The 23,501-nt window shown below is 42.7% G+C and carries 29 protein-coding genes; 19 read left to right on the top strand and 10 right to left on the bottom strand.

Annotated elements, in window-relative coordinates; genetic code table 11:
• The first annotated feature begins 1 nt into the window (after position 1).
• The 3 genes from GVN16_RS09790 (at position 2) to GVN16_RS09780 (ending at position 3,401) form a co-directional block, all read left to right on the top strand.
• Complete coding sequence (locus tag GVN16_RS09790) at positions 2–1,321, top strand: HlyD family secretion protein (RefSeq protein ID WP_205748827.1); 1,320 nt, start codon at positions 2–4, stop codon at positions 1,319–1,321.
• On the top strand, positions 1,318–2,718 hold the full coding sequence (locus GVN16_RS09785; RefSeq protein WP_166563700.1) for a TolC family protein: 1,401 nt from the start codon (positions 1,318–1,320) through the stop codon (positions 2,716–2,718). The genes GVN16_RS09790 and GVN16_RS09785 overlap by 4 nt, the downstream gene beginning before the upstream one ends.
• 284 nt (positions 2,719–3,002) lie before the next feature.
• Positions 3,003–3,401 carry a hypothetical protein gene (locus GVN16_RS09780; RefSeq protein ID WP_166563699.1) on the top strand — a complete coding sequence of 133 codons (399 nt, stop codon included), beginning with the start codon at positions 3,003–3,005 and terminating at the stop codon, positions 3,399–3,401.
• A 61-nt stretch (positions 3,402–3,462) separates the two neighbouring features.
• On the opposite strand, the gene GVN16_RS09775 is transcribed toward GVN16_RS09780, so the two are convergent.
• The 4 genes from GVN16_RS09775 to GVN16_RS09760 all read right to left on the bottom strand — a co-directional run bounded on the left by GVN16_RS09775 (position 3,463) and on the right by GVN16_RS09760 (position 7,493).
• Positions 3,463–4,107: a YceI family protein gene (locus GVN16_RS09775; RefSeq protein ID WP_166563698.1), complete on the bottom strand. Its 645-nt coding sequence runs from the start codon at positions 4,105–4,107 to the stop codon at positions 3,463–3,465.
• Positions 4,108–4,251: 144 nt separating this feature from the next.
• Positions 4,252–5,727, bottom strand: a complete 1,476-nt coding sequence (locus GVN16_RS09770) for a serine hydrolase (RefSeq protein WP_166563697.1) — start codon at positions 5,725–5,727, stop codon at positions 4,252–4,254.
• A gap of 48 nt (positions 5,728–5,775) precedes the next feature.
• Positions 5,776–6,816 (bottom strand): two-component regulator propeller domain-containing protein, encoded by a 1,041-nt coding sequence (locus GVN16_RS09765; RefSeq protein WP_166563696.1) that lies wholly within the window; start codon positions 6,814–6,816, stop codon positions 5,776–5,778.
• A gap of 35 nt (positions 6,817–6,851) precedes the next feature.
• Entirely contained in the window at positions 6,852–7,493 is a 642-nt protein-coding gene (locus tag GVN16_RS09760; RefSeq protein WP_166563695.1) for a hypothetical protein, read from the bottom strand.
• Positions 7,494–7,807: 314 nt separating this feature from the next.
• On the opposite strand from GVN16_RS09760, the gene GVN16_RS09755 reads away from it, so the two are divergent.
• On the top strand, positions 7,808–8,674 hold the full coding sequence (locus GVN16_RS09755; RefSeq protein WP_166563694.1) for a sugar phosphate isomerase/epimerase: 867 nt from the start codon (positions 7,808–7,810) through the stop codon (positions 8,672–8,674).
• Between the two features lie 54 nt (positions 8,675–8,728).
• Here the strand turns inward: GVN16_RS09755 and GVN16_RS09750 are convergent, their stop codons facing one another.
• Positions 8,729–9,607: an AraC family transcriptional regulator gene (locus GVN16_RS09750; protein WP_166563693.1), complete on the bottom strand. Its 879-nt coding sequence runs from the start codon at positions 9,605–9,607 to the stop codon at positions 8,729–8,731.
• A gap of 614 nt (positions 9,608–10,221) precedes the next feature.
• Positions 10,222–10,887 carry an ankyrin repeat domain-containing protein gene (locus tag GVN16_RS09745; protein ID WP_166563692.1) on the bottom strand — a complete coding sequence of 222 codons (666 nt, stop codon included), beginning with the start codon at positions 10,885–10,887 and terminating at the stop codon, positions 10,222–10,224.
• A 219-nt stretch (positions 10,888–11,106) separates the two neighbouring features.
• On the opposite strand from GVN16_RS09745, the gene GVN16_RS09740 reads away from it, so the two are divergent.
• Positions 11,107–12,426, top strand: a complete 1,320-nt coding sequence (locus tag GVN16_RS09740; RefSeq protein ID WP_166563691.1) for an amidohydrolase — start codon at positions 11,107–11,109, stop codon at positions 12,424–12,426.
• On the opposite strand, the gene GVN16_RS09735 is transcribed toward GVN16_RS09740, so the two are convergent.
• Positions 12,420–12,620 (bottom strand): hypothetical protein, encoded by a 201-nt coding sequence (locus GVN16_RS09735; protein ID WP_166563690.1) that lies wholly within the window; start codon positions 12,618–12,620, stop codon positions 12,420–12,422. The genes GVN16_RS09740 and GVN16_RS09735 overlap by 7 nt on opposite strands.
• A gap of 186 nt (positions 12,621–12,806) precedes the next feature.
• On the opposite strand from GVN16_RS09735, the gene GVN16_RS09730 reads away from it, so the two are divergent.
• The 14 genes from GVN16_RS09730 (at position 12,807) to GVN16_RS09665 (ending at position 21,380) form a co-directional block, all read left to right on the top strand.
• Entirely contained in the window at positions 12,807–13,436 is a 630-nt protein-coding gene (locus GVN16_RS09730) for a LysE family translocator (RefSeq protein ID WP_166563689.1), read from the top strand.
• A 71-nt stretch (positions 13,437–13,507) separates the two neighbouring features.
• On the top strand, positions 13,508–13,954 hold the full coding sequence (locus GVN16_RS09725; RefSeq protein ID WP_166563688.1) for a YHS domain-containing (seleno)protein: 447 nt from the start codon (positions 13,508–13,510) through the stop codon (positions 13,952–13,954).
• Positions 13,955–13,958: 4 nt separating this feature from the next.
• A complete protein-coding gene (locus GVN16_RS09720; protein ID WP_166563687.1) occupies positions 13,959–14,420 on the top strand; it encodes a YHS domain-containing (seleno)protein in 462 nt (153 codons plus the stop codon).
• A 14-nt stretch (positions 14,421–14,434) separates the two neighbouring features.
• Positions 14,435–14,842, top strand: coding sequence for a DoxX family protein (locus GVN16_RS09715; RefSeq protein ID WP_166563686.1), 408 nt, complete (start codon positions 14,435–14,437; stop codon positions 14,840–14,842).
• Between the two features lie 16 nt (positions 14,843–14,858).
• Positions 14,859–15,881, top strand: coding sequence for a hypothetical protein (locus GVN16_RS09710; protein WP_166563685.1), 1,023 nt, complete (start codon positions 14,859–14,861; stop codon positions 15,879–15,881).
• Positions 15,882–16,007: 126 nt separating this feature from the next.
• Positions 16,008–16,592, top strand: coding sequence for a Crp/Fnr family transcriptional regulator (locus GVN16_RS09705; protein WP_229244119.1), 585 nt, complete (start codon positions 16,008–16,010; stop codon positions 16,590–16,592).
• A gap of 85 nt (positions 16,593–16,677) precedes the next feature.
• Positions 16,678–17,127: a DM13 domain-containing protein gene (locus GVN16_RS09700; protein WP_166563683.1), complete on the top strand. Its 450-nt coding sequence runs from the start codon at positions 16,678–16,680 to the stop codon at positions 17,125–17,127.
• A 6-nt stretch (positions 17,128–17,133) separates the two neighbouring features.
• Positions 17,134–17,838, top strand: a complete 705-nt coding sequence (locus tag GVN16_RS09695; protein WP_166563682.1) for a hypothetical protein — start codon at positions 17,134–17,136, stop codon at positions 17,836–17,838.
• Between the two features lie 26 nt (positions 17,839–17,864).
• Positions 17,865–18,395 (top strand): YceI family protein, encoded by a 531-nt coding sequence (locus GVN16_RS09690; RefSeq protein WP_166563681.1) that lies wholly within the window; start codon positions 17,865–17,867, stop codon positions 18,393–18,395.
• Positions 18,396–18,399: 4 nt separating this feature from the next.
• Complete coding sequence (locus tag GVN16_RS09685; protein WP_166563680.1) at positions 18,400–18,918, top strand: hypothetical protein; 519 nt, start codon at positions 18,400–18,402, stop codon at positions 18,916–18,918.
• A gap of 5 nt (positions 18,919–18,923) precedes the next feature.
• On the top strand, positions 18,924–19,637 hold the full coding sequence (locus GVN16_RS09680; protein ID WP_166563679.1) for an NRDE family protein: 714 nt from the start codon (positions 18,924–18,926) through the stop codon (positions 19,635–19,637).
• Between the two features lie 158 nt (positions 19,638–19,795).
• Entirely contained in the window at positions 19,796–20,299 is a 504-nt protein-coding gene (locus GVN16_RS09675; protein WP_166563678.1) for a VOC family protein, read from the top strand.
• A 106-nt stretch (positions 20,300–20,405) separates the two neighbouring features.
• A complete protein-coding gene (locus tag GVN16_RS09670; protein WP_166563677.1) occupies positions 20,406–20,786 on the top strand; it encodes a hypothetical protein in 381 nt (126 codons plus the stop codon).
• 30 nt (positions 20,787–20,816) lie between these two features.
• Positions 20,817–21,380 carry a dihydrofolate reductase family protein gene (locus GVN16_RS09665; RefSeq protein ID WP_166563676.1) on the top strand — a complete coding sequence of 188 codons (564 nt, stop codon included), beginning with the start codon at positions 20,817–20,819 and terminating at the stop codon, positions 21,378–21,380.
• An 18-nt stretch (positions 21,381–21,398) separates the two neighbouring features.
• Here the strand turns inward: GVN16_RS09665 and GVN16_RS09660 are convergent, their stop codons facing one another.
• Genes GVN16_RS09660 through GVN16_RS09650 form a run of 3 tightly spaced genes read right to left on the bottom strand, consistent with a single transcriptional unit; the run spans position 21,399 to position 23,501 of the window.
• Complete coding sequence (locus GVN16_RS09660; RefSeq protein ID WP_166563675.1) at positions 21,399–22,067, bottom strand: response regulator transcription factor; 669 nt, start codon at positions 22,065–22,067, stop codon at positions 21,399–21,401.
• Positions 22,060–22,872: a sensor histidine kinase gene (locus GVN16_RS09655; RefSeq protein WP_166563674.1), complete on the bottom strand. Its 813-nt coding sequence runs from the start codon at positions 22,870–22,872 to the stop codon at positions 22,060–22,062. The genes GVN16_RS09660 and GVN16_RS09655 overlap by 8 nt, the downstream gene beginning before the upstream one ends.
• Positions 22,848–23,501, bottom strand: a complete 654-nt coding sequence (locus tag GVN16_RS09650; RefSeq protein ID WP_166563673.1) for a hypothetical protein — start codon at positions 23,499–23,501, stop codon at positions 22,848–22,850. Before GVN16_RS09650 ends, GVN16_RS09655 begins: the two co-directional genes overlap by 25 nt.

Genomic DNA, 23,501 nt, shown 5'->3' with positions numbered 1-23,501 from the left:
CATGAACAAGCCCGACATTCAATTAAAATCGTTTGATGCTATTTTTTTAAATCATCAAAAGTCAAAAGTTAGGTATTTTTTCTGGGCCACTTTAGTTTTTGTGGTTTTGCTTCTGTTTTTACCCTGGACGCAAAATATAAAATCCGGGGGAAATATTACAACCTTAAAACAGGAACACCGTCCTCAGAAAGTCAATTCACCCATACCGGGAAGGATTAACAGGTGGTATGTCAAAGAAGGGGATTTTGTGAAAGAAGGAGATACGATTTTGATCCTGACCGAAATAAAGGAAGATTATTTAGATCCGAATTTAATAACCCGGACCCAAAGCCAGGTGAAAGCTAAAAAGGGAAGCATTGGTTACTACCAGGAAAAGATCAGCACAGTAGAGATGCAGATAGCTAATTTACAGCAGGCTAAAAAACTAAAGATAGAGCAACTGAATAATAAATCAGTACAACTAAATAATAAACTTAAGGGAGAAACTGCTGAATTGGAGGCCAATAACAATGAAATGAAGTTGCTTAAGAATCAATATGAAAGGCAACTGAAAATGTATGAAGAGGGTCTGGTTTCACAAACCCAGCTACAACAGCGTAATATCCAATATCAAAATGCTACTGCAAAGAAAATTGCAACGGAGAATAAGATAGCCCAGACACAACAGGAGCTTATTAACATAGAGCTAGAAAAAAACAGCGTTGAGCAGGAATACACTGAGAAGATAAATAAAGCAAATGGAGATAAGTTTCAGAATTTAAGCCAGATAACTACTACCCAGGGAGAGGTGGAGAAACTGGAAAATCAGGTCAGCAATTACACCATCAGAAATGGCATGTATATCGTCAGGGCTCCTCAGGACGGCCAGATTGTACAGGCCAGTAAGTCTGGTATCGGAGAGATCCTGAAAGACGGTGAGACGATTGCCATGATTGTGCCCTCGAGGGTAGATTATGCTGTTGAGATGTTTGTGAAGCCTATGGATTTGCCTTTGATCAATATAGGACAGTCAGTGCGTTTTACTTTTGATGGTTTTCCAGCCATAGTGTTCAGTGGCTGGCCGGAAAACAGCTATGGTACATTTGCCGGGAAGGTTGTTTTTTTTGAAAATTCTATCGGGGCAAACGGAATGTACAGGGTCCTGGTTGCTGAAGACAAGACCATTAAGCGGTGGCCTGATCAATTAAAGTTAGGAACGGGTTCACACGGCATAATACTCTTGAAGGATGTGCCTATCTGGTATGAACTGTGGCGGAATATCAACGGGTTTCCAGCTGATTTTTATACAATTGAGAAGAAAGAAAAACAAGAAGAAAAATGAGGAAATATCTGTTTTTTTTAATTGTGCTTTTGGGTTCTAAAGACATTTATGCACAAAAAGATAGTGTGACCTTAAATGTAGAACAGGTTTTAGAAATTGTGAGACAATACCACCCAACAGTAAAGCAGGCCAATATCAACATTGAAAAATCTATTGCCGATATTCGCATCGCCAGGGGGGCTTTCAATCCCGTTATCAGTAGTTCTGTTGCAGGCAAAACATTCAACAATACCAACTATTATGAACACTTAAATCCTAACATTACAATCCCGACATGGTATGGAGTAGAAGTGACTGCCGGACTGGAAAACCTTTCCGGCGACCGCTTGAATCCCTCGCAGACAAAAGGTGAAACAAGTTATTTAGGAGTAAGTATCCCACTGCTGAAAAACCTGGTCATGGACAAACGCAGGGCCTATCTGAAGCAATCGGGAATATTTAAAGACATGGCTTACAGCGAGCAGCAAGCCCTCGTAAATACTATACTGATGGAAGCCGCTTCCAAGTATTGGGAGTGGGTGGAGGCATACCAGGCTTACGAAATTGTAAAAGAGAATCTGATCATAAGCCAGCGGCGGCTTGAAATGGTAAAAGCAACATTTCAGAATGGGGAACGGCCTGCTATCGATACCGTCGAAGCCATGTCTCAGTATCAGGCCTTTGAATTTCAGAAGAACCAAAGCTGGCTGAAGTTTCAGAACGAGGGATTGGAGTTAAGTGCCTTTTTGTGGCAATCCGGCAATATCCCTTATCAGTTGCCTGAAAATATCATACCCCAGAACGGCTGGGACAATGAAGCGGCGATTCAAAGCTTCCAGCTTAATTTACCTGAATTGTTGGCGAGTGCCCGGCAATTCCATCCTGAATTGCAATTGTATAGTCAAAAACTGGACATCCTTGAAATTGACAAGAAATTAAAATTCCAGGAATTACTCCCCAAACTTGACTTCAAATACAATCATCTCAGTAAGGGTTACAATGTTCTTGCGTCTGAAGGATTTCTGTTTAGAAATAACTATCAGTACGGACTGAAACTTGAAATGCCTGTCCCGTTTTCACAAGGGAGGGGGGAGTATAAAAAGGCAAATCTGAAAATAGAGGAAGCGAAGATTGCTCAAAGTCAAAAGTCGCTGAGCATAGAGTTGAAGATAAAAAGTTATTATAATGAGTTTCTGGCTATGCGAAATCAGGTACAGCTTCAGTCAAAGATGCTCGCTAATTTTGAAAAATTACTTAAGGCAGAAGAGACGCTGTTTCAAAATGGGGAAAGCTCTTTGTTCTTAATTAATACACGTGAAAACAAAGTCCTGGAAACGCAGCGTAAACTCATCGAGCTGAAAACGAAATATTTCAAAACCGTTTATGCTTTGCAGTATAGTGCCGGCTTGTTGAAATAAAGGCCGCTTTAACCACTGTCCTGGTTGCTCTCCTGAAACACTCTCCGGGCCGCCGGCATTCACATTATTGTCAGCTGCTCTTTAATTGATCATTTTACCTGACTAAACAATCTTACTTTTTGAGTGCTACAGCAACCGCAATTATTATCAGAAGAATTAAATTCGGTCTTCTAACCATTACAACCTTTTTCCACTTGTTAATATCTTAGAAATGGATGGCTGATCTCTTAACTTTCAAATAAGGCTTGTGACGGTACACATTTTATAATTCAACAAACAACACGATGAAAATAATTATCATCATAGCTTCCCAAATTCCTCTTTTACTTCTCGGACTAACTGCGTGTAAATCAGACGGTGTGGCAGCAGATTCAAGGTTCAGCAGGTGTATTCCCGACAGAACTAAAAAAGACATGAATAAAGTAAGGGTCAAAGATCTGGAAACTGTCATTGTCCAATCTGAAACCGGGTACCAAGAGACAGCCCGACCTATTTTCCTGATTAAATATGGTAAAGTTCCAACAGGTTTTCTTTCAGCCTGTTCACTTCCGGAAGAATTCTATCAGGATGGATTGAAAGTAAGATTATCTGGTACCATTTATATTCATAAGAAGATTGAATCAATGAATATCAATTCTGTTCCTATTGAACTATCAGGTATAAAAAAAGTTATTCCAAATTAGTTGCCCTCTCCCGGAACATCGTAACCTGAATCTTCCTAAAGTCTCTTAACGATTCAGATGTCTATTTTCCGGCTACGATTTCCATAAGTAATTCAATGTCATCCGAAACCGTTTCGTCGGCTATTATATCGTAGAACTTTCCTGATTTATAACGGATCCCCCACTCTGTTCGGTCGATGACCAGTTTGCCGCTTGCTTTTGCGACTCCGTCTTTAACCTCTATTCCGGCGGGAAACGTAACGGCTTTTGTAATACCTTTAATCGTCAGGTTTCCTGTTACTTTTATGTTCCCATCATTCGCCGGTGCCACCCCTGTGATGACGAAGGCAGCGGTGGGGAATTTTTCAACATCAAAAAAATCAGGCGATTTTAGATGCATAACGGGGCTGTTTTTATGCTGCCTGTCTTTGTATTCGATGGTGTTCATGTCGATTTCGACGCTACCCCCCACCAGTTGGCCCTTGTCAAGGATCAATTCTCCTTTTGAAGGGTAGACATACCCTGCATGTTCCTCGGCAGAAGCTATCAGCATAGAGCCTTCCCATGTGATAACACTTTCCTTCGTATTTATCATGTATTTTTGCCCTGCAGGCGTGGAACCCGACTGAGTATCGCTCTTATTTTCGTCTTTCGCAGAGCCTCCGCAACCGAGTAACAAAGAAGTAACGGTTAGAATTAAGTAATTGACTAATAGCTTGTTGTTCATATTACAGAAATTATATTGTTTAATAATAATTCAATGACTTTAGCTTGTCGATTGTGAACAGAATGGTACAAGAAAATGTAAAAACAAGTTCGTTCTCCTTGTTCCGTTCTCCCAAATAAACCAATGACGTCGGCAGCAGCTCGCCTATTTAACCCTCACAGCCTTTACTTGATAACCATTGTCATTGATATCGAATCCGGTTATCTGATTGTTGCTGTCTTTCACAAATTTTACTTCTGATCCGGCCATTTCCAGCATAAAAAAATCAGTATCAGAAGTAAAATAAATTTTGTATTTCGTTTTACTGTCCATGTTTAGCATCAAACCTTCTTTTTCAAACGTAATATCAACCGTATTCCTGTGTACTTTGTAGGTTCCTGTGTATGATTTCAATATTTCGTTATCTACCGTAACCACCTTTTTAGCCTTCGGGGTATAAAAATCTTTCCAGTGATAAACAGAAGCCAGGGAGTTAACGATTTCGCTTAGCAGGCTTCCGTTGTCCGTATTGGCCATGACCACTACTCCATTCCCATTTTCCATGCTACCGTAATATTCAGCCACAAAACCTTCATCAGAACCACTGTGGTTAAAATATTTTTCATTCCCTTTTTCAACAATAAATACCCCCAATGCCGCAGATTTATCAACATAGGGGGTCAGTCTAAGTTGGGTAGTTTCAGTCGAAAGTACTTTATGGCCTTTCCCTTTTAATGATAGCTGGGTTTCTATAATATATTCCGCTAAATCTGTCGGGTTTGTCCATAAGCCTGCGGCAGCTTGTTCAGGATAAATATGATACTTCCCTTTCACGGCTGTGCCGTCATTATAATAACCCGCTGCATTTTCTTTATCCGCGGCCGGCGGTTGCGTATAAGAACTGCTACGCATCCCCATGGACTTCAGTACGTTGTTCCACATGTAGGTATCGTAAGGTTGCCCTGTGATATCCTGCAATATCAGCTGCGATATGGTGGTTCCTCCTCCCGAATATTGATATCTGAGAGACGGCTGATACATGGACCGGACAGCTTTACTGTTAGCGGGCTTCACGCCATTTAAAATTTGTGTGAGTGTGGGTATGGTATCCCCTTTTTCATACCCGCCAAATCCGTGTACAGTCAATCCGCCTGTATGGCTTAGCAAATTAGCTGTCGTTATTTTCTTGCCTTTTGAAAGAGAGTCATAAGGGAACTTCCATGATTTCAAGTAGTTATTAATATCCGCATACAAATCCAGTTTTCCTTCCTGCACCAGTTTTAAAAGACCAACCGCGTTCAATGATTTACTGATTGAACCTGCCTGGAATAATGTTTTTGTTGTAACCGGCCGTTTTGCCGCACTGTCTGCCCAGCCATAGGCTTTTGTCCACTCGATTTTATAATCTTTGATCAATGCGATACTTACGCCGTTTACATGATTACTTTTCATTCTGTCGGCCAATGTAAATTGCTGACCCTCTATCTGCACCCACAAACCTAAATTGTCTTCAAACTGTTTGATTTTTGCCTGCACCTCTTTGGAATAGGTAGTCTTACTTTGTCCGATCAGATGGCTCGTGTGGAGATAAAAGAATAGGGCTAAAAAAAATGATGCGTAAGTTTTTATTTGCTTTTTCATAATAATATAATAAAAAAATTGGGTTTAAAATCTGAAAAACAAAAAGGCCTATTCTTTATTTTCTGAATAATTAATGAATCTTTTTCCATCAAAAAGGTAAAAACCAGCCTCTCTCGTCCCCACCCAGATATGGCCGCTTTTTTCTTCAATAAGTGACCAAATCCCGGGATTGACAAGTCCTTCTCTGAAAGAAGTAAAAGCATTACCATCATACCGGGAAAGACCATCTCCACCAAGCCAGATGGTTCCTTTTTTATCCTCGATGATTTTTGCCACTAAACCAGTACCTGATAAGCCGTCGTTTTTTGTAAAGCTTATGAATTCTTTTCCATCATAACGATAGGCTCCGCCCCAATTACTGAACCAGATATTCCCGTCTTTGTCCTGCATCTGCGGCCAGGCCCAATTACAGTTAGCAATTTCAACCGTTGTCGGACTTAGTTTGAAGTTGGTTATTGTTTTTCCGTCGTAACGAAACACCCCTTCATTTACCCTTGCCCCAAACCAGATATTACCTTCACGATCTTCCAGCATTCGTTCTACTTTGGCGTTTTTGCTCAAAAAACCATTGGGGGCTTCATTAATTAAAAACAGTGTAAAGGTTTTACCATCACATATGTATAAACCATCAAGGGTCGCCAACCATATTTTCCCATCCTTTGCCTCCAACATACTGAATACCCATTGTTTCTGATATTCGGAGTTGGTGTTTCGAGGCAGGTCTTTGGGCAAAGGAATCTTGAATTTTGAAAATGTTTTACCATCGTAAAGCACAAGACCATCACCGGTTCCAATCCAGATTTTACCATTTTTATCTTTCAAAAGGCAAGACACATCATTAATCTTTTGCCCATCGGACAGTAAAGATTCCCTGAAAGATTTTCCATCATATCTATAAAATCCGTTTGCTGTCCCAAACCAGATGTCGCCTGATTTGTCCTGAAAACTGCTGGAAACATTACCAATATTTTTTTCAAGTTGTTGCCTCTTTATTTGCGTATTTTTAGAAAGTGGTCTATAGCATGAAGCTCCAAAAAGGAATATGGTCATGAGAAAAAAAACAGGTATCTGAGATAGTTTGTTTTTCATCGTTCAAATGGCATTTATGTTTTTGCAGGCGTTTGCTATTTACTTAATATCAGATCTTTCAGATTTATTTTGCCACAATGAATTTCATTCTTGTTGATGCTGTAAAAAACATCTTCCCCTTTGAAGGTAAACCCTGTCCGGATCGGGCCATCCACTCCTTTATTGGAAAGCGTTACGACATAAAAAGCACCCGATGCTTTCGGGCCGATAGTCCGTTTCAATGCAGATGGTTTGGAAAGACCATTGTCCAACACAGATTTTAAACTTGTCAGACCATAATCATACAATGCTTCTTTATCGCTTGTCATGGTATCGGCCGGAAAAAAGAGTCTGCAATAAATACCCGGGAGAGTGGGCAATTCATACGATTCGACCGGAAAATCAATGGACAATTCAAAGGGGTGATCAGTTTCATTAACGATCCGGGTCCAGAATACGGCGTAGACATGATCCTTACCCGTAGGATCAGTGTAACGACCACCGCTTTTTGGAAAACTGTTTTGTACGATCACACGCTTACCAGCAGCATCAGCATACTCATGTTGGGTGTAAATCCACCTGGAAGCATATTGGGTCTCAGGCTTGCTGTTTTCTTTGGAGAGGTCTTTTTTGTTTTGTCCACATGAGGTGTAAAAAACAAGCATCAGGAGGGAACACAGATGGAGTAGTTTATTCATTTCACTTTTCGATTATGTCAGCAAAGCTAGAAGTTTTCAGCCCGGTGTCTGTAAAAGGCCTGTAAAAAAAGGTAAATGAAATGTAAAAGCTGTCCGGGTTTCCTGATAAGCCGTTGTCTTACTGAAACAAAGCCCTTATGCCACATGACAACAACCATAATATAATTATCCAATTCTGTTGCCACATTGTACAATATTGCATATCATTGCACTTTATTATCTTATTAAAAGACAATAAATAAGTTTAGGGTTAAAACCTGGTTTACGCCGGGCATTATCAGCCATATTTTGAATATACTTAACAAAAGAAAAAAATGAAAAGACGCCATTTTTTACAAACCCTGTCTGCTGGTGCTGCAGGTTTGTACGCTCCGGATCTGCTGGCCGGCCAAATGAAGAAAGACAGAGATATGGGGGTTCAACTCTATACCATCAGGGAAGCCGTTTCAAAAAATCTGGAAGGGGCTCTCGAACGCCTCGCAGGCTTAGGGTATAAAAACCTTGAAATTTATGGTTACAATGGCACTTTCTTCGGCAAAACGCCTTCGGAATTCAAAACCATCCTGGCTAATACGGGCCTTAAGGTGATCAGTTCACATCATACTTCCGGGATCGGACTCAAAGGCAAAGGAACATTAAGCGACGGCTGGGAAAAGGCAGTGGAAGATCTGCACGCCGTCGGGGCAAAATACATGGGATGCTCTTATTTATTCCCGAACGAAAGGACCGCAGAGGTTTATAAATCTTTCCCCGATTTATTGCTGAAGTCCGGAAAAGTAGCAAAAACAGCCGGAATCCAGTTCTTTTATCATAATCACGACTTCGAATTCGGGAAATTTGAAGATACACTGGTTTACGACCACTTCCTGACCAACACACCCAAAGAGTTCGTCCAGATGGAACTGGATTTGTACTGGATATTCAGGGCGGGCTTCGATCCGATTACCTATTTTGAGAAATATCCGGGTCGTTTCCCTCTGTGGCACGTCAAAGACATGGAGGCAGGCACCAAAGGAATAACAGAAGTCGGAAACGGTTCCATTGATTTCGATCGCGTTTTTGCCGCAAGAAAGAAAGCCGGTCTTGAACATTGGTTTGTAGAACAGGACGTAAGCAAAGGAGACATTTTTGCCAGTCTGACGACCAGTCGCAATTACCTTCTGAAAAAAAACTATAAGTAAAACTTGATCAACAAGACACTTTCTCCGGCTTCCGGGGGAAGTGTTTATCAGCATTTAATTGTCAGGCGTCCTCCTCCCTCCCCTGAACTCCGTCGGCGTAACACTGGTCTGGCTTTTGAAAAAGTTGGAAAAGTAGGCGTGATCGACAAAACCGAGTTCAAAAGCGATTTCTTTTATGGAAAGGTCTGTGGACTGCAGCAGTCGTTTGGCTTCCAGCAGCACCCTTTGCTGAATCAGTTGGGTGGCCGGTACGCCCAGGTTTCTTTTGCACAGGATATTCAGATAATTGGCGGAAAGGTTGAGTTCTGAGGCATAAAAAGTAACCAGTTTCTCTTCCTTAAAATGCCGTTCGATGAGCATGCTGAATCTGGCGAGCCTCGGATTAGACTGATACACTTTAAAGTCGGCGAAAAGGTTTTCAGCTTCTTTACTGACTATCGCCGCAATGACCGCAGCCCTGGCACTGATGAGATCTATAAGCGAGCTGCCGGTATTGAGTTCATCCCTTATGGCTTCAAACTCATACCTCAGCAGTCTGAAACCGTCATCAGTCAGAGGAATCACCGGGTGATTGATGTAATTTGTAAACGAAAACCGGAAGTAGGGAGCAAAGCGTTCGAAAAACACACGATCCATCATCAACTGGTACCCGATCGTTTCAGGTCCGATGTCCCAGCGGTGCACCTGTCCCGGAAACAACACATGGATCTGCCTGTCTTCTATCTGATAATCAAGAAAATCAATGGTATGAATCCCCCGGGCTTTTTCAAATAACATGATGATAAAAAAATCATGCTGATGCGGCTTATCGATGTGCCTTTCTCCGTGCAACTCGTTGAACAGCAGTTCGTCCCGGCCTGCCAGCTGGCCTTTCCGGAATTCCTGAATACCGATCAGGGGCACGTAATTATTTTCAGCTGAAGGCCTTGTCATCCGGACTTTATTAAAATAGGAGGGAAATTAATAAAAAAATGGTTCTTCTCCCGGGAATTTTTAGCTTTGCTCAAACAGAGAATTTTGAGATCGGATATTCATTTGTCAGATTTCTCTTTTATCGCTAACAGTCTTCGTGCTTTCTTTATGGCTTTGTGGCTATTTATCATTCCCAGACTTCGCACATACAAAGGATTCAGGGGGCAGAAGTTACACTATCCGCGTCGGTTAACTTAATGCCTTCTTCATGACCTTCACTTCTTCATGGTTATTTTGAAGTTAATGCCTCTCTTATTCTGTTCAAACAGCCTTTTTTCACGATAAAAGGGTATCTGATGAAGTAATTTCTTCTGTAACAACGGCTTTATCATCTTCTTAAGTCATGGAAATACACAACGTTGAGTCTCTGACTCCATCCATCTTAGCTAATAAGCCCGATTGGTCTGCTCAAAGTTGTAACCTCCGAGCTTTTAGCTCCAACTTATACACGCCGAACCTATCCGCCCGAGCTTTTAGCTCCGGCTTATATGTTCCGGCTTGTATCACATGGTTTAGGGTGTCTGAAAGGGTTTTAAGGGATCAAAAGCCGCTTAATTGGCTCTGATCCCTGCAGCTTATCTGGCTAAAATCTCTGCAATTTCAGCAAAACCACGTTTCCGGGCGTGTTGAAGTGCGGTAATACCGTCACGGTCAGGGATGCTGAGGTCGGCACCGCCGTCTTTGAGCAGTTGTACAATTTCCTGGTACCTTTTTGTGCCGTCGCCCAGCACAATTGCTTCCATCAGGCCGGTCCAACCCAGACGATTGACATGATTGACCGGAAACCCTTTGGTGTTGACCAGTACTTTTACTGTTTCCACATGACCACGTTCGCAGGCTGGGATCAGTGCAGTACCGTTATACCTGTTGAAGACATCAAACCGGGCTCCTTTTGACAGGAACAGTTTTACCAGTTCCGTCTGACCGCTTGCCCCGGCATACAGAAACGGGCTGTCGTGGATTTCATCCTGCAGATTGACGTCTGCCCCCTTTTCAGCCAGGAGCTTTGCCATTTCCACCTGTTGGCCGAGGGTGGCCAGCAGCAGCAAAGACCGCTTGTTTTTGTCCTGCATATTGACATTCGCTCCTTTCTCCAGGGCATTTTTAACACCGGCTACATCGTTTTGCTTCAGCAGCTCAAACAGGTTTTCTTTTTGTGTTATCATTTCATTCATGGCTGGCTGGTTCTTTGCCTCACACGACAGGAACATGCCCGTCAATAACAGCAATAATGTTTTCATCTGTATGTTTTTATCAATGTGATCTTTTCTGATTTCTGTAAACCGTCACAACAGCAAAGTAAAGTATTTTTGCGGCCATTTTTTTGCTGAATCTATGCTGTTACTTGAAAGATTTATCACTGCTGACCCTGAAAGTAATAAATTTTTCAAGGCTTATCATGAATCTTACACCTGGCAAAGAGCAACATTAACTAGCTTTGTATCAAATATTTTCAATAAATGAGCAGATCAGAAATATCCCGTAAAGACTTTTTGAAAAAATCCGGATTAGGTTTGGCCGGAATGGCCATGGTGCCTGAAGTATTGAATGCCCAGGGCCTTACAGCCGGCAAAGGACAAGACTATACCTTAAAAAACGTAAGGTTGGAAACCGGGTTTGATTACGAAGGTGAAGACGTTGTTCATACCAGAACCGGCTTATTTTCAGTGGCCGTCAGCGATGGAAAGATCAAAAGTATTTCGCCCAACGCACCGGGTGACTCCCGTGCCATTGATGCCAAAGGCTGGCTGATGCTGCCTGCGTTTAAAGACATGCACATTCACCTGGACAAGACATTTTACGGCGGCTCATGGCAGGCCACCAGGCGAAGAACAGGCGGTGTAAAAGGGATGATCGTCCTGGAGCAGAAAATCCTGCCGGATATGCTAAAAACCTCCACCGCCCGTGCAGAAAAACTCATTGAGTTACTTCAGTCCAAAGGTTCGTCTTTTGCCAGGAGTCATGTCAACATTGAACCGACTTCAAAACTGCAGCCCCTCAAAAACCTGCAAAAAGCCATCGAGAACAAAAAGGACGGTTTCGGAGTCGAGCTCGTGGCCTTTCCCCAGCATGGTGTTTTTTATACCGATACTGTGCCTTATTTAAAGGAAGCGGCACAGATGGATATTGATTTTATCGGTGGTCTGGATCCTTTCAGCATCGACGGGGCCATTGAAAAAACCATCGATTTTACGGTTCAGCTGGCCCTGGATCACAACAAAGGAATAGACATACACCTGCACGAATCGGGAGAATCGGGGTTAAAAACCGTGGAATACCTGATTAAAAAAGTAAATGAAAATCCGATTTTAAAGAAAAAGACTTTCGTCAGTCACTGTTTTGTGCTGGGTAAACTGGACAATGCAAAGCAGGAAGAGATCGCAGAACAACTGGGAGCTGCGGGCGTTGGTATTGTGTCTACCATACCTTTTGGCGGATTGATCATGCCCATCCCTGCTTTATACAAACATAACGTAACTGTATTGACGGGTAACGACAGCATCATTGACCACTGGAACACCTTTGGAAGCGGTAGTGTACTGCAGAAAGCCAACCTGATGGCACATCTCTATGGTTATTCTACAGAGTTTTTATTGTCAAGAAGTCTGAAACTGGCCACAGGAAACGTACTTCCACTGAACGACAAAGGCATACAACAATGGCCCAAAGCCGGTGATGCGGCGGACGTGGTGCTTATCGATGCCAGTTGCTCGGCAGAAGCCGTAGCCAGGATATCCCCGGTAAAATCGCTGATCAGCAAAGGGAATATTGTTTACTGAGTCTTTGCCCGCATGAACCTCTCAGCCTGGGCTTTCATCAGCCCAGGCCGTATTTTTTTCAGGATATAAGTTAGTCCGGAGTTCTTGTCCGGCTCCTCTACACGCCCGGCAATTTCCGGATCTTCAGGCGACAGTTTAGGTTCGATGAAAATCAGGTTTAAAATTGTTTTCTGATGGCTGAGCAACCCGGGCATCGGCCTGACTAAAAGTTTTATTAACTGCTTTTAGAAAACGTTCAAAACCAATTGGTTTCAATAAATAATCAGAGATATTGGGTTCAGTCATAAATAAACTGAAAACCTCCATTTCTCCCAAGTGTCGGCGTCCCGACAATCCGCTGTCTGACCTGCTGTTAGATTTGTTGCATAAAACAATAAAAGATGTACGAATCTGTTACGATCTTACTGCTGACAACGCTCATCAGCTTTGCCGGCTCTGTACAACCCGGCCCGGTTAATCTGGCCGTTGTGCAGACCACGTTGACCCGTAATTTTAAAACGGGTGTTTGGGTTGCTCTGAGCGGAACGTTTCCGGAAATCATTTACACCATTGCAGCCCTCAAGAGCTACGCCTTTTTAGCAAAACACCAGGTGATCTTTGAGGTGCTGGACCTGGCTACCATCCCGTTCTTTTTGATAGCCGGTTTTTACAGTTTTTACAGTTCCCCGGAGTCGGATCAAAAAAGGACTGTCAGCACCGGCAGAAAAGAGGTTTTCAAAGGTTTTGCCGCAGGGATTCTCAATCCGCAGCTATTGCCTTTCTGGTTGGTAGTTCTGGTTTATCTCAATTCTTTTTTCAGAATGGAAACGTTCGGTTCGCAGCTTTCATTCGTCTTCGGGGCGGCTATGGGGGCATTCCTGATCCTGTTGCTTTTTGCGTACCTGGCCCATCGTTTTCAAGAAAAATTACCTGGTCTTTTTAGCCGGTATCCGTTAAATAAAGTGATTGGCTTATTTTTTATTTCAATGTCGCTGTTTCAGACTTGTAAAATTATTCTGAGAATGTCATGAAGCCGACATATCAATTCCTGACGAGGCAGCATCTTTGTTGTATAATAACGAAACTTAAAATTTCTTTCAAAATGAAAAACCTTGTTATTCAGATAAGTATCCTGATCTTACTTTTTTCGGGCAGTATAATTGCCCAGGAAAAGTCGTTTTATCAAAAAAACGGAAAAGCCATTAACGGCTATGACCCTGTAAGCTATTTTGTCGAGAATAAGCCGGTTGAGGGCAAAGAAAACTTTGTTTACAGCTGGAATAATGCAAAATGGTTTTTCAGCTCACAGGCAAATCTTGAAATGTTTAAGGCCGATCCTGAAAAATATGCTCCGCAATTTGGCGGGTTTTGTGCCTATGGTGTCAGTGAAAACCATAAATCTCCAACCGACCCGGCTGCCTGGACCATAGTGGATAATAAACTGTATCTTAATTATAACCCAAAAGTGAAGGAATTATGGTCGAAGGATATTCCTACCCGAATACAAAAAGCCAATGAGCTTTGGCCGGCTCTCAATAAACCAAATTAATAAAATGAAGACAAAAATCTTTTTCCTGATCCTGGTGTCTGTTTTTACGATAGACGGAATGGCTCAGTCTGCTATCCGAAGCAAGCAGTTTAATCTTGAAAGTGGTGTGGCAATTCAGGGATTTGACCCTGTTGCTTACTTTACCCTGCAAAAGGCAGTTGAGGGTAATAAGAAGTTTGCGACAAACTTTGAAGGCGTTACTTATTATTTTGCTTCCGCCTCTAATAAAGAGCTGTTTCTAAAAGACCCTAAAAAATACGAGCCTCAATATGGAGGATGGTGTGCTTATGCGATGGGTGCCACCGGTGAAAAAGTAGAGATTGACCCTGAAACCTTTAAGATTCTAAATGGGAAATTATATCTTTATTATCATTCATGGACTAATAATACACTCCTGAAATGGAACAGGGATGAGGCAAATCTCAAATCAAAGGCCGAAAAAAACTGGATGAATTTCTTTCATTAAATATGTCAAAAACAATGAAAATAGTGAATATTCTCTCATGGATACTGCGGATCACGGCTGCTGTTATTTTATTACAAACCCTTTATTTTAAATTTACAGCACATCCTGAGTCTGTGGCATTATTTACTAAATTAGGTGTTGAGCCCTGGGGACGGATCGGAACAGGTGTATTGGAACTGATCACCGGGATACTTTTGCTCTTACCTGCTGCTGCATTCACAGGAGGCTTTTTAGGAATGGTACTGATGATTGGTGCAATTGCCTCTCACCTTTTCGTCATCGGCATAGCATCGAATGGTGACGGAGGGCAGCTATTTACACTTGCGATAGTTGTTTTACTGTGTTGTATCGTCATACAGATCATTCATCGGAGAGACGGAATGAACCTTGTCCGGAGGTTATTTCCGAATACCAGAAGCTAATTTTAACAATAAAGTCATGAGGGTATCGCTTTCAATCATTAAAATTTTCAACTACGAATACTGGCCGTGGTGGGTTTTCTACCTGCCGATGACCCCCTATTGGCTTTACCTGGCAATTAAAACACGTTCTTTAACTTATTTTACGTCTGTAAACCCGGGAATTGAGGCGGGGGGATTTTACGGCGAAAGCAAAATAGACATCCTGAAAAAAATCAGTTCAGAATATCTCCCTCTGACGGTTTTTATTGATGGCTTATCTGATTTTCAACGAGTTATTGATTCGCTAACGACAAGCGGGTTGGTGTTTCCGCTGATCGCCAAGCCAAATATTGGTGAAAGAGGTACAAATGTGGCTAAAATTGAAACACTTGAAGAACTGAAATCGTATCACGCTCAAATCAGGGAAGACTATATAATTCAGGAATTTATAACCTACCCCATCGAGCTGGGAGTGCTTTTCAGCCGTTTGCCAGATGAATCAAAAGGCAAGGTTTCTTCTGTCACCATAAAGGAGTTTCTTGCGGTAGTAGGTGACGGAAAATCTTCCGTTTTCCAACTGATCGGAAATTCTGCCCGTGCAAGATTTCAGCTGGAATCCTTATCCTTAAAGTTAGGGGATGCTATGAACGAAATTCTCCCCAGGGGAGAAAAACGCTTACTGGAGCCCATTGGTAACCATTGTCGCGGGACCATGTTTTCCAACGCGAATCATCTGATCAATGAGAGGCTGGATGCTGTTTTCAACAAAATCGGAGCAGGTTTTGAAGGATTCTATTACGGGCGGTTCGATTTGAAGGTAATGAGTATCGAAGACTTGTATAACGGTAAGAATATAAAGATTATGGAACTGAACGGGGTAAGTTCTGACCCCGGACATATCTATGACCCTGATTACTACCTCTGGAAAGCTTACCGGGATTTAAGCTGGCATTGGAGCCGCAGTGCAGAAATAAGTATTCAAAATCAAAAAAGAGGATTTTCGCCCCTGCCATTTCATGATGTATGGACAATTATCAAAAAGCATTTTATGCATATGTAGCAGATAATCTGTATATTGGCATAGAATATTCCCGGAATTCTTATGAATGTTGATACAAAATACTGGTATCTGCGAGACCATAAACTTTTTAGTGTACTCTCATCTTCAGAATTGAAATCCATATGCATGATTACGAACTTCAAAACCGCAAAGAAAGGAGAGATTATCCTGTTTTCACATGATGAAAATACGAGAGTATATTTTCTGAAAAAAGGCACCCTGAAGATTGTTGAAATAGATGAAAAAGGGAATGAAATCGTAAAGGACATTATCCTGAAAGGGGATATTTTCGGAGAATTCACATTAACCGACAGCCAGTCTGATGAATACGCTGTGGCCGTATCCGACAATGTAATTTGCTGCAGTTTTAAAATGGAAGATTTTGAAAAGCTGTTGGAAAGAAATCCTCAGCTCGGACTTTCCTATACAAAATGGATGGGTTTCAGATTCAGACGACTGCAAAACAGGTATTCAAACCTGATGTTTAAGGATGTCCGGACCCGGTTTAAGGGCTTTTTGGATGAGTGGGCCTCAAAAGAAGGCATAGAATCGGCCGGTGAGGTCATTTTGAAAAACTACCTGACCCATCAGGACATCGCCAGCCTTATCTGCAGCACCCGCCAGACTGTTACACAACTCTTCAATGAATTTAAAGAAAAGGGTATTTTAGACTACTCCCGCACTGAAATCGTCCTAAAGAAAGTTGCCTGAAAACTTTCTTTCGTGTTAGGTCGTCCAGCCGACAATCCGGATTTCCCTGATCCCTGATATTTGTATTACCAAAAAAAGGGAAACTATGCGAATACTTATCATATGTTTAGGCCTTTCTCTAGCTGCTTGCGAGAAAGAAAAAGTTGACGGCAGAATGATTTCTGATGAGAACTCCATGGCTGACAGCACAGGAATGAGTCTCAATTCCGAAGGCTTGAAGACGCTGTTTCAGGGCAGCTTTGAAAATGCCGTGCATGACGTCTCCGGCAATGTAAAGATTTATGAAGATGCGGATAAAAAACGCACTTTGGTGATTGAGAATTTTAAGACCGATACGGGCCCTGACCTGCGAATCTATCTTGCCGAGGACCGGTCCGTTACAAATTTTATCCAGCTAACCGATAAAGTGCAAAACGGAAACATCAGGTTGGATATTCCTGTCAACGCAGATCTGGAAAAACAAAACCATGTACTGATATGGTGCAAAAAGTTTTCAGTCTTGTTTGGTTTCGCCCATTTGAAACAACCTAAATAATAGAACATGAAAAAGACTCTCGTATTACTCTTATTAAGCAGTCCGCTGTTTGCACAGTATAACAAAACGCAGCATAGTCTGGATGTAGCCGTTGCTTTTGGTCCGGCCGTTTCACCATCTGCTTCCTATCAGAAATTGTATGGCATAGGTAAATCTGATCGTTTTAAAATCGGTTGGGGAGTCCGGTTAAATACTTTTTTCAGCGGGCAGAAAAACTACATTACGGCACCGGCAAGCCTTACCTCAGGCAAACAAAGCATAGTTGCTTTTTTCACCGAAAATATCGCCGGCAACCTTGATACCTTACAGCTGACCAGATCAGCGACCGGTAGCCTGAACAGCACTATAGTACTGCAATATAGTTTCCGAAAGCTCGATATAGGGTTTAATATTGATGCTTTCGGACTTACGTTTGGTGGAAAACAATCCGGAAAGTTTGTCGCAAGTGAATCAAAATCACTGAATAACACAAACCAGAACGCAAAGCCCACACCATTCAACCTGCTGTTAATCAGCGATAGTGATATTGGTAGTCTCAATTCTGAGCTATACTTCAGGTACTGGGTGAATAAGCGTTTTGCGGTACGCGGAGGTGCCAGTTTCCAGTTTATAGAATACCAAACCGACCGCCTCCTGACTTTTGAGAATGACCGTTTTCGTCACAAAGCCCTGTTACCGTTTTTAGCCGTCAGTTTTTCGCCTTTTAAGTGAGTTTTTTCAGCAAACCCGCTACACCTATGAGAAATATTTTTTTTATACTTTTTTTCCTGCAGGGTATACCTGCTTTATCACAAAGCCAGAAAACTGAAACAGCGATTGTATCCTTTACCATAAGACATGCTTTGGGGTCAACTGCCGACGGCTCATTCAAAGGGTTTACGGGTAATATTGTCTTCGACCCTCAAAACCTGGCCCAGGCAAGCATGAAAGCCAGTATTGATGTAAAAACCATTGATACCGGATTGGGTTTACGTGATAAAACACTTAAGGGAAGCACTTATTTTGACATTGAAAAATACCCTAAGATCTCCATGGTATCAACAAAGGTCGAAAAGGGATTGAAGGAAAATGAATACACAGGATATTTCAATCTGACAATAAAGAAGACTACCAAAAGCATTAAAGTGCCTTTTGTTTTTATTCAGACCGGCACAATGCGTCAGTTCAAAAGCACCTTTAAGGTGAACAGATTAGAATATGAACTGGGTGAGAAAAGTTCGCTTCTGGGAGATGTTGCCACAGTTTCTATCACTTTAAATGTTCAGTAACAGAATGATAATAAATACGTCGTTGTCAGTCCTTAACCAATTAAACAGCTTGCTCTCAGAGCTGAGTACAGAGGAATATACCGGGAAACTCGAGGTCCTGAACGGGAGCAGTATCGGCCAGCATGTAAGGCATATTACTGAGTTTTTTCAATGTCTGTTGGAAGGATTTAATACCGGGACCATTGACTATGAAGCCAGAAAACGAAACATAACGATCGAGACCGACCTGATGTACACGCTCGGATTATTGAAAAACCTGTGTAATGACATCAAAGTCGTCAAAAATCCCTGTTCTCCTTTGCTGATAAAAGTAAGTTATGATGACGCAGATTCCGAATACGTTGAAACAAACTTCATGCGTGAATTGGTGTATATGATAGAACATTCCATCCATCACTTTGCTTTGATCAGAATCGGTATTCAGGAGAATTTCGAACATATCCCTGTTGAATCTGAATTTGGCGTTGCCTACTCTACTGTCCGGTACAAGAGGGAGCTGATGATAAGTGAGAAAACCCGATAAATACTATGTGTGTTCTGACGTTCATACCAACCGGGGATAATGGCTTTATTCTTACCTCAAATCGGGATGAGGCAGTGTTCCGCCAATCAGCCGTTCCTCCTAAAAAATACAATATTAACGGACAGCACGTATTTTTCCCGAAAGATCCTCAGAGCGGCGGCACATGGATTGCCAGCAGCGGGGACATCACACTTTGTCTTTTAAACGGGGGATTCATCAGGCATATACCGCGGCATCCCTACAGGCAAAGCCGTGGAAAGGTAATTCCCGATTTTTTTAATTTCCAGACCGTCTGCGACTTTACCGGCCGATATGATTTTAGTGGGATTGAGCCATTTACGTTGATCATTATAAACAATTCTGACAATTTGAATATCGATGAACTGAGATGGGACGGAACGGAGATCTTTCATACAAAAACAGACTCCTGCAAGCCACATATCTGGTCATCGGTTACGCTTTACTCACCGCAGGTGATACAGGAAAGAGAGCAGTGGTTCAATGACTTTTTGCATCAACCCATAAACTCAGAAAAGATGCTCGAGTTTCATCTTAACGGCGGGTTTGGTGATATTCGTGACGACATCAGAATGAATCGTGACGATATTCTAATGACAATTTCTACCACACAATATGTCATCAATAAAGAGTTTTTTACAATCTATTATGAGGATCTTATTGCAAAAAAATCGTATAATTTCAGAATTGTCGGAAAATAGGAAGCCGCATTTTAAAACGGCCTCAAAAAAGAACAATAAGCCGGGATCCTGATGATATTTCTCCTTCTGTTTTAACAACTATATTAAGCATTGTAAAAATATACAGCGGTTATTTTCCTGCTATCTTTGTTGATCTGTCAAACTGATAACCAACAAAGATGAATAGTAACCGTAACATCCCCGGATCAGAACTCGCCCAGATCGGCTGGGTGGTTCCTGACATCCATGCTGCCGTCAATTTCCTGGAGAGCAACTTAGGCGTCACAGGCTTCCCTCCTCCGCAGCATGTCAGTGCCCGGGACCTGGACATGACTTATTATGACGAGGTGGTGCCGGGCGAATGGCTGACCACCCAGACCTATAATGGGAATGTGTTTATTGAACTCGTCCAGCCACTTTCGGGCCGGAGCATGTTTCATGATTACCTCTTACGCTATCCTGAAGGGGGCATACAGCACAATGCTTTTCGCCTGCCGGTCGATGAATTTGAACAGGTCACAGGCAACTTACGTCAACAGGGTTACAGGCTCCTCAGCAAAGTAGACCACCCCATCGCCCGTATGGCCTTTTTCGACACCTACCAGACACTGGGCGTAGCTACGGAGATCATGGGCATAACACCCGAAGGCTGGGCAGTCATCGAACAAATGAAGTCAGTCTGATATTCATAAGGGGGATTGTCTGTCTTGTTTCAATTTCCTACATTTACATGGCTTTGAACCCTTAGCGGTCACCGGAGCAGACAGGAAACAAAAAATAAACCTGACTATGAAAGAAGAACAGCAATCATTACCCAAATGGATACTCATTGTATCCGGACTTTTTGCCTTACTTGAAATCGGCGTGAGTTTCTCCATATGTTTCTCCCCGGAATCGGTCCTGGAGACCGTTGATTTTAGTGCAAAAGGCGTTGATTACCTGGCTTATATGTGGGCTTCCCGCCAATTCGCCCTGGGCTTTATCTTTGCTTTTGCAACATTCAAGAGATCTGCTCCTATGCTGACCATCGCCTATGTTTTCTTTCTGGTAATGTTTATCGGCGACCTGCTGATTGGTATTTCTCAAAAAGAGAATTCGCTTATTATCAGTGCTGTCGTCATGTGTATCATTTCTTCGGCCCTGATATTTGCCATCAACCGGAAGAAATAACAGCTTTCATGAATCTTTAAAACCGGAACCATGAGGAAATTAAAGTTACAAATGCAGATCACTGTTGACGGGTATGTGGCGGGGGTAAATGGCGATGAAGACTGGGTCATCAGGTCGGGGGATGAAAAACTCTGGCAGCTCATCAATGAATTGGCCGATACTTCGGACACCCTTCTGATCGGCCGGAAAATGGCAGAGAAGTTTCTGCCCCATTTTGAAGGACATGACCCCGACAGCCCGAAGTCTGCATTCGCTCAGAAAATGGTCGACATTCCGAAAATCATTTTTACCAGGACATTAGACCAGCCATTCGGCAAAAATACCTCGCTTGCCAAAGGAGACCTGGCAGAGGAAATTGCAAAACTGAAAAATCAGGAAGGCAAAGACATCCTGGTTTACGGAGGTGCCCGTTTTGTTTCTGAGCTCATTGCCGGCGGGCATATTGACGAGTTTTATTTCTTTGTCAACCCCGTACTGATCAATAAAGGCATGAGAATTTTTGACCTGCTGGACAAGCGGCAGACGCTTTTCCCGGTGGGTGTCATAGCCGGCCAAAGCGGCGTCACTGTGCTCCACTACCGTTTAAACAGCTAGTACTCAGTAAACAGAGACTCAGAGTAACTCCGTAGGATCAATCAGCCGGTGCTTAATGGCAAAAAGTACCAGCCCTGCCGAATTTCTGGCACCCGTTTTTTCCAGGATGTTGTTGCGGTGACCGTCTACCGTCCGCACACTGATAAAAAGCTGATCGGCAATTTCCTGTGCGGTTTTTTGTTTACAAATCAGGGTAAGTACCTCAACCTCCCGCGAAGTGAGTGTAGAAGCGATGTTCTCGGTCAGGAGAATCTTCTGCCGCTTGCTGCTGAGGCGGTTTTTCATCGCATTCAGAAAGGCCTCGTTGAAATAAAAGTCCTTCTCTATCACCGTATGGATGGCCCGTTCCACCTCCTCAGGTTCAACATTTTTGAAAAGGTAGGCATTAACGCCCAGCTCCATGAGATGTGTCACAAAACGGTCTTCGCCATAAACCGACAGGATGATGATTTTGACGGAAGGGTATTTAACGTGCAGAATTTTGGTAGTTTCAATGCCGTTGAGCTCGGGCATCGACAAATCGAGCAGCACCACATCCGGCAGCTCTGCTGCCGTTTGCAGGGCATCCAGTAATATCCTGCCGTTGTCAGCTTCCAGCACAATGGAAATACCGTCAAAAGCATGGATGATAGAAGCCATGCCTCTTCTGAAAAGCACCTGGTCGTCGGTGATGGCTACTTTAATCATGGTTAAGGGGGTTTGGAACCGGAACGGTGATCATGACGGACGTACCTTCGCCGGGCCGGGTTTTAAATTGTACCGTACCCTCAAACATCCGGGTACGGGTTTCTATATTCTTCAGTCCCAGGCTTTTCTTCCGGTAAGCTTCATCGTAGTCAAAGCCCGTGCCATTATCGGTATAGTGTAATTGTAAGTGGCGGGCAGATCTGGTGATGGTGATATCGACCTGAGAGGCTTCGGCATATTTGATCGTATTGTTGAGCAATTCCTGCACCAGGCGGTATAACATCAGGTTGAGCTGGGGCCCCGCCTCAGGCACATCTTCTACCGACCAGTTGATGTCTGCCTCAGTAAGTTCAAGCGATTTTTCACAGAGCCCTTCAATCGCGTAATGAAGTCCGAATTCCTCCAGTCCGTTAGGCAATAAATTGTCGGATATCCTTCTGACATTATCTATGGTATTGTCTATCAATACCTTATACTTATCCGTCAGCAAGGTAATTTCGGGGGATATTTTTGATTCGGCAGGCATTTGTCCGACCAGCAGCCGCATCACCGAGAGTGCGGCCCCGATTTCATCGTGAAGGTCGCGGGCCAGCCGTTTCCTTTCCGATTCGATGCCCTCAAAGGTACTGTTGATGAGTTCCTGCTGATAATTCAATTCTACTTTTTTAAAGGTTAATTCCTGGCGTAACAAACGCCTCTGATACAACACAATAAAACCCACCACGCAGCCAGCCAGCAAAATCATCATGAATGCCCCGCCGAAGACAGCGAGATATAAGTCTACTTCTGATGAGGACTGTGCCATAAGCCGATTCCGATAAAAATTTGCAGAATAACCGTTAGAAGTGCATGTAAACCCCAGGACAAATAGTTAAAATCCATATTCTCCTTTAGTACGACATTGCTCAGGGTAAACAGTACGATATTTCCTGCAAAATAAAACAAAAAACCCGTGTTTATCCAGAACACCGGCTTTTTTTCAGGCTCTTTCACCGTCAGTTCAGTGATCATTTTATAATAGGACATGACACAGAGAATGACCACCAGCAGACACTCCAGACTCAGTGCTTTGGTATTGAATTCGGTGAGTTTCTGAAAAAACAACGAATTGATCACCGCAAAACCTGTAAAAAAGACCATCATGGAAGGCACTGCATAACGGTGATAGAAAGAGCCGAAATGAGTATAATAGAACAAAGCGATGATGTTGAAATGCAGGATAGTATAAATATGGACCACGAAAAGATTGTTACGGATCCCGCTTTTTACGATCAGGTACATGGCTGTTTCGGTGCATATACTGAGGGCCACCAGGGCCAGGATATAACGTAACTCCCTGGTAATGAATTTAAATCTGAACAAAGCCATTACCGCAGGAAACGCCAGGAAATAAGAAGAATAGTCAAGTATCCAGTCCACAAATTTTTTCATCAT

The sequence above is a fragment of the Emticicia sp. CRIBPO genome (assembly GCF_009905725.1).
In the GTDB taxonomy this organism is placed as follows: domain Bacteria; phylum Bacteroidota; class Bacteroidia; order Cytophagales; family Spirosomataceae; genus Leadbetterella.
The sequence above is the reverse complement of the archived record's forward strand: the minus strand, read 5'-3'. Positions and strand labels throughout refer to the sequence as shown.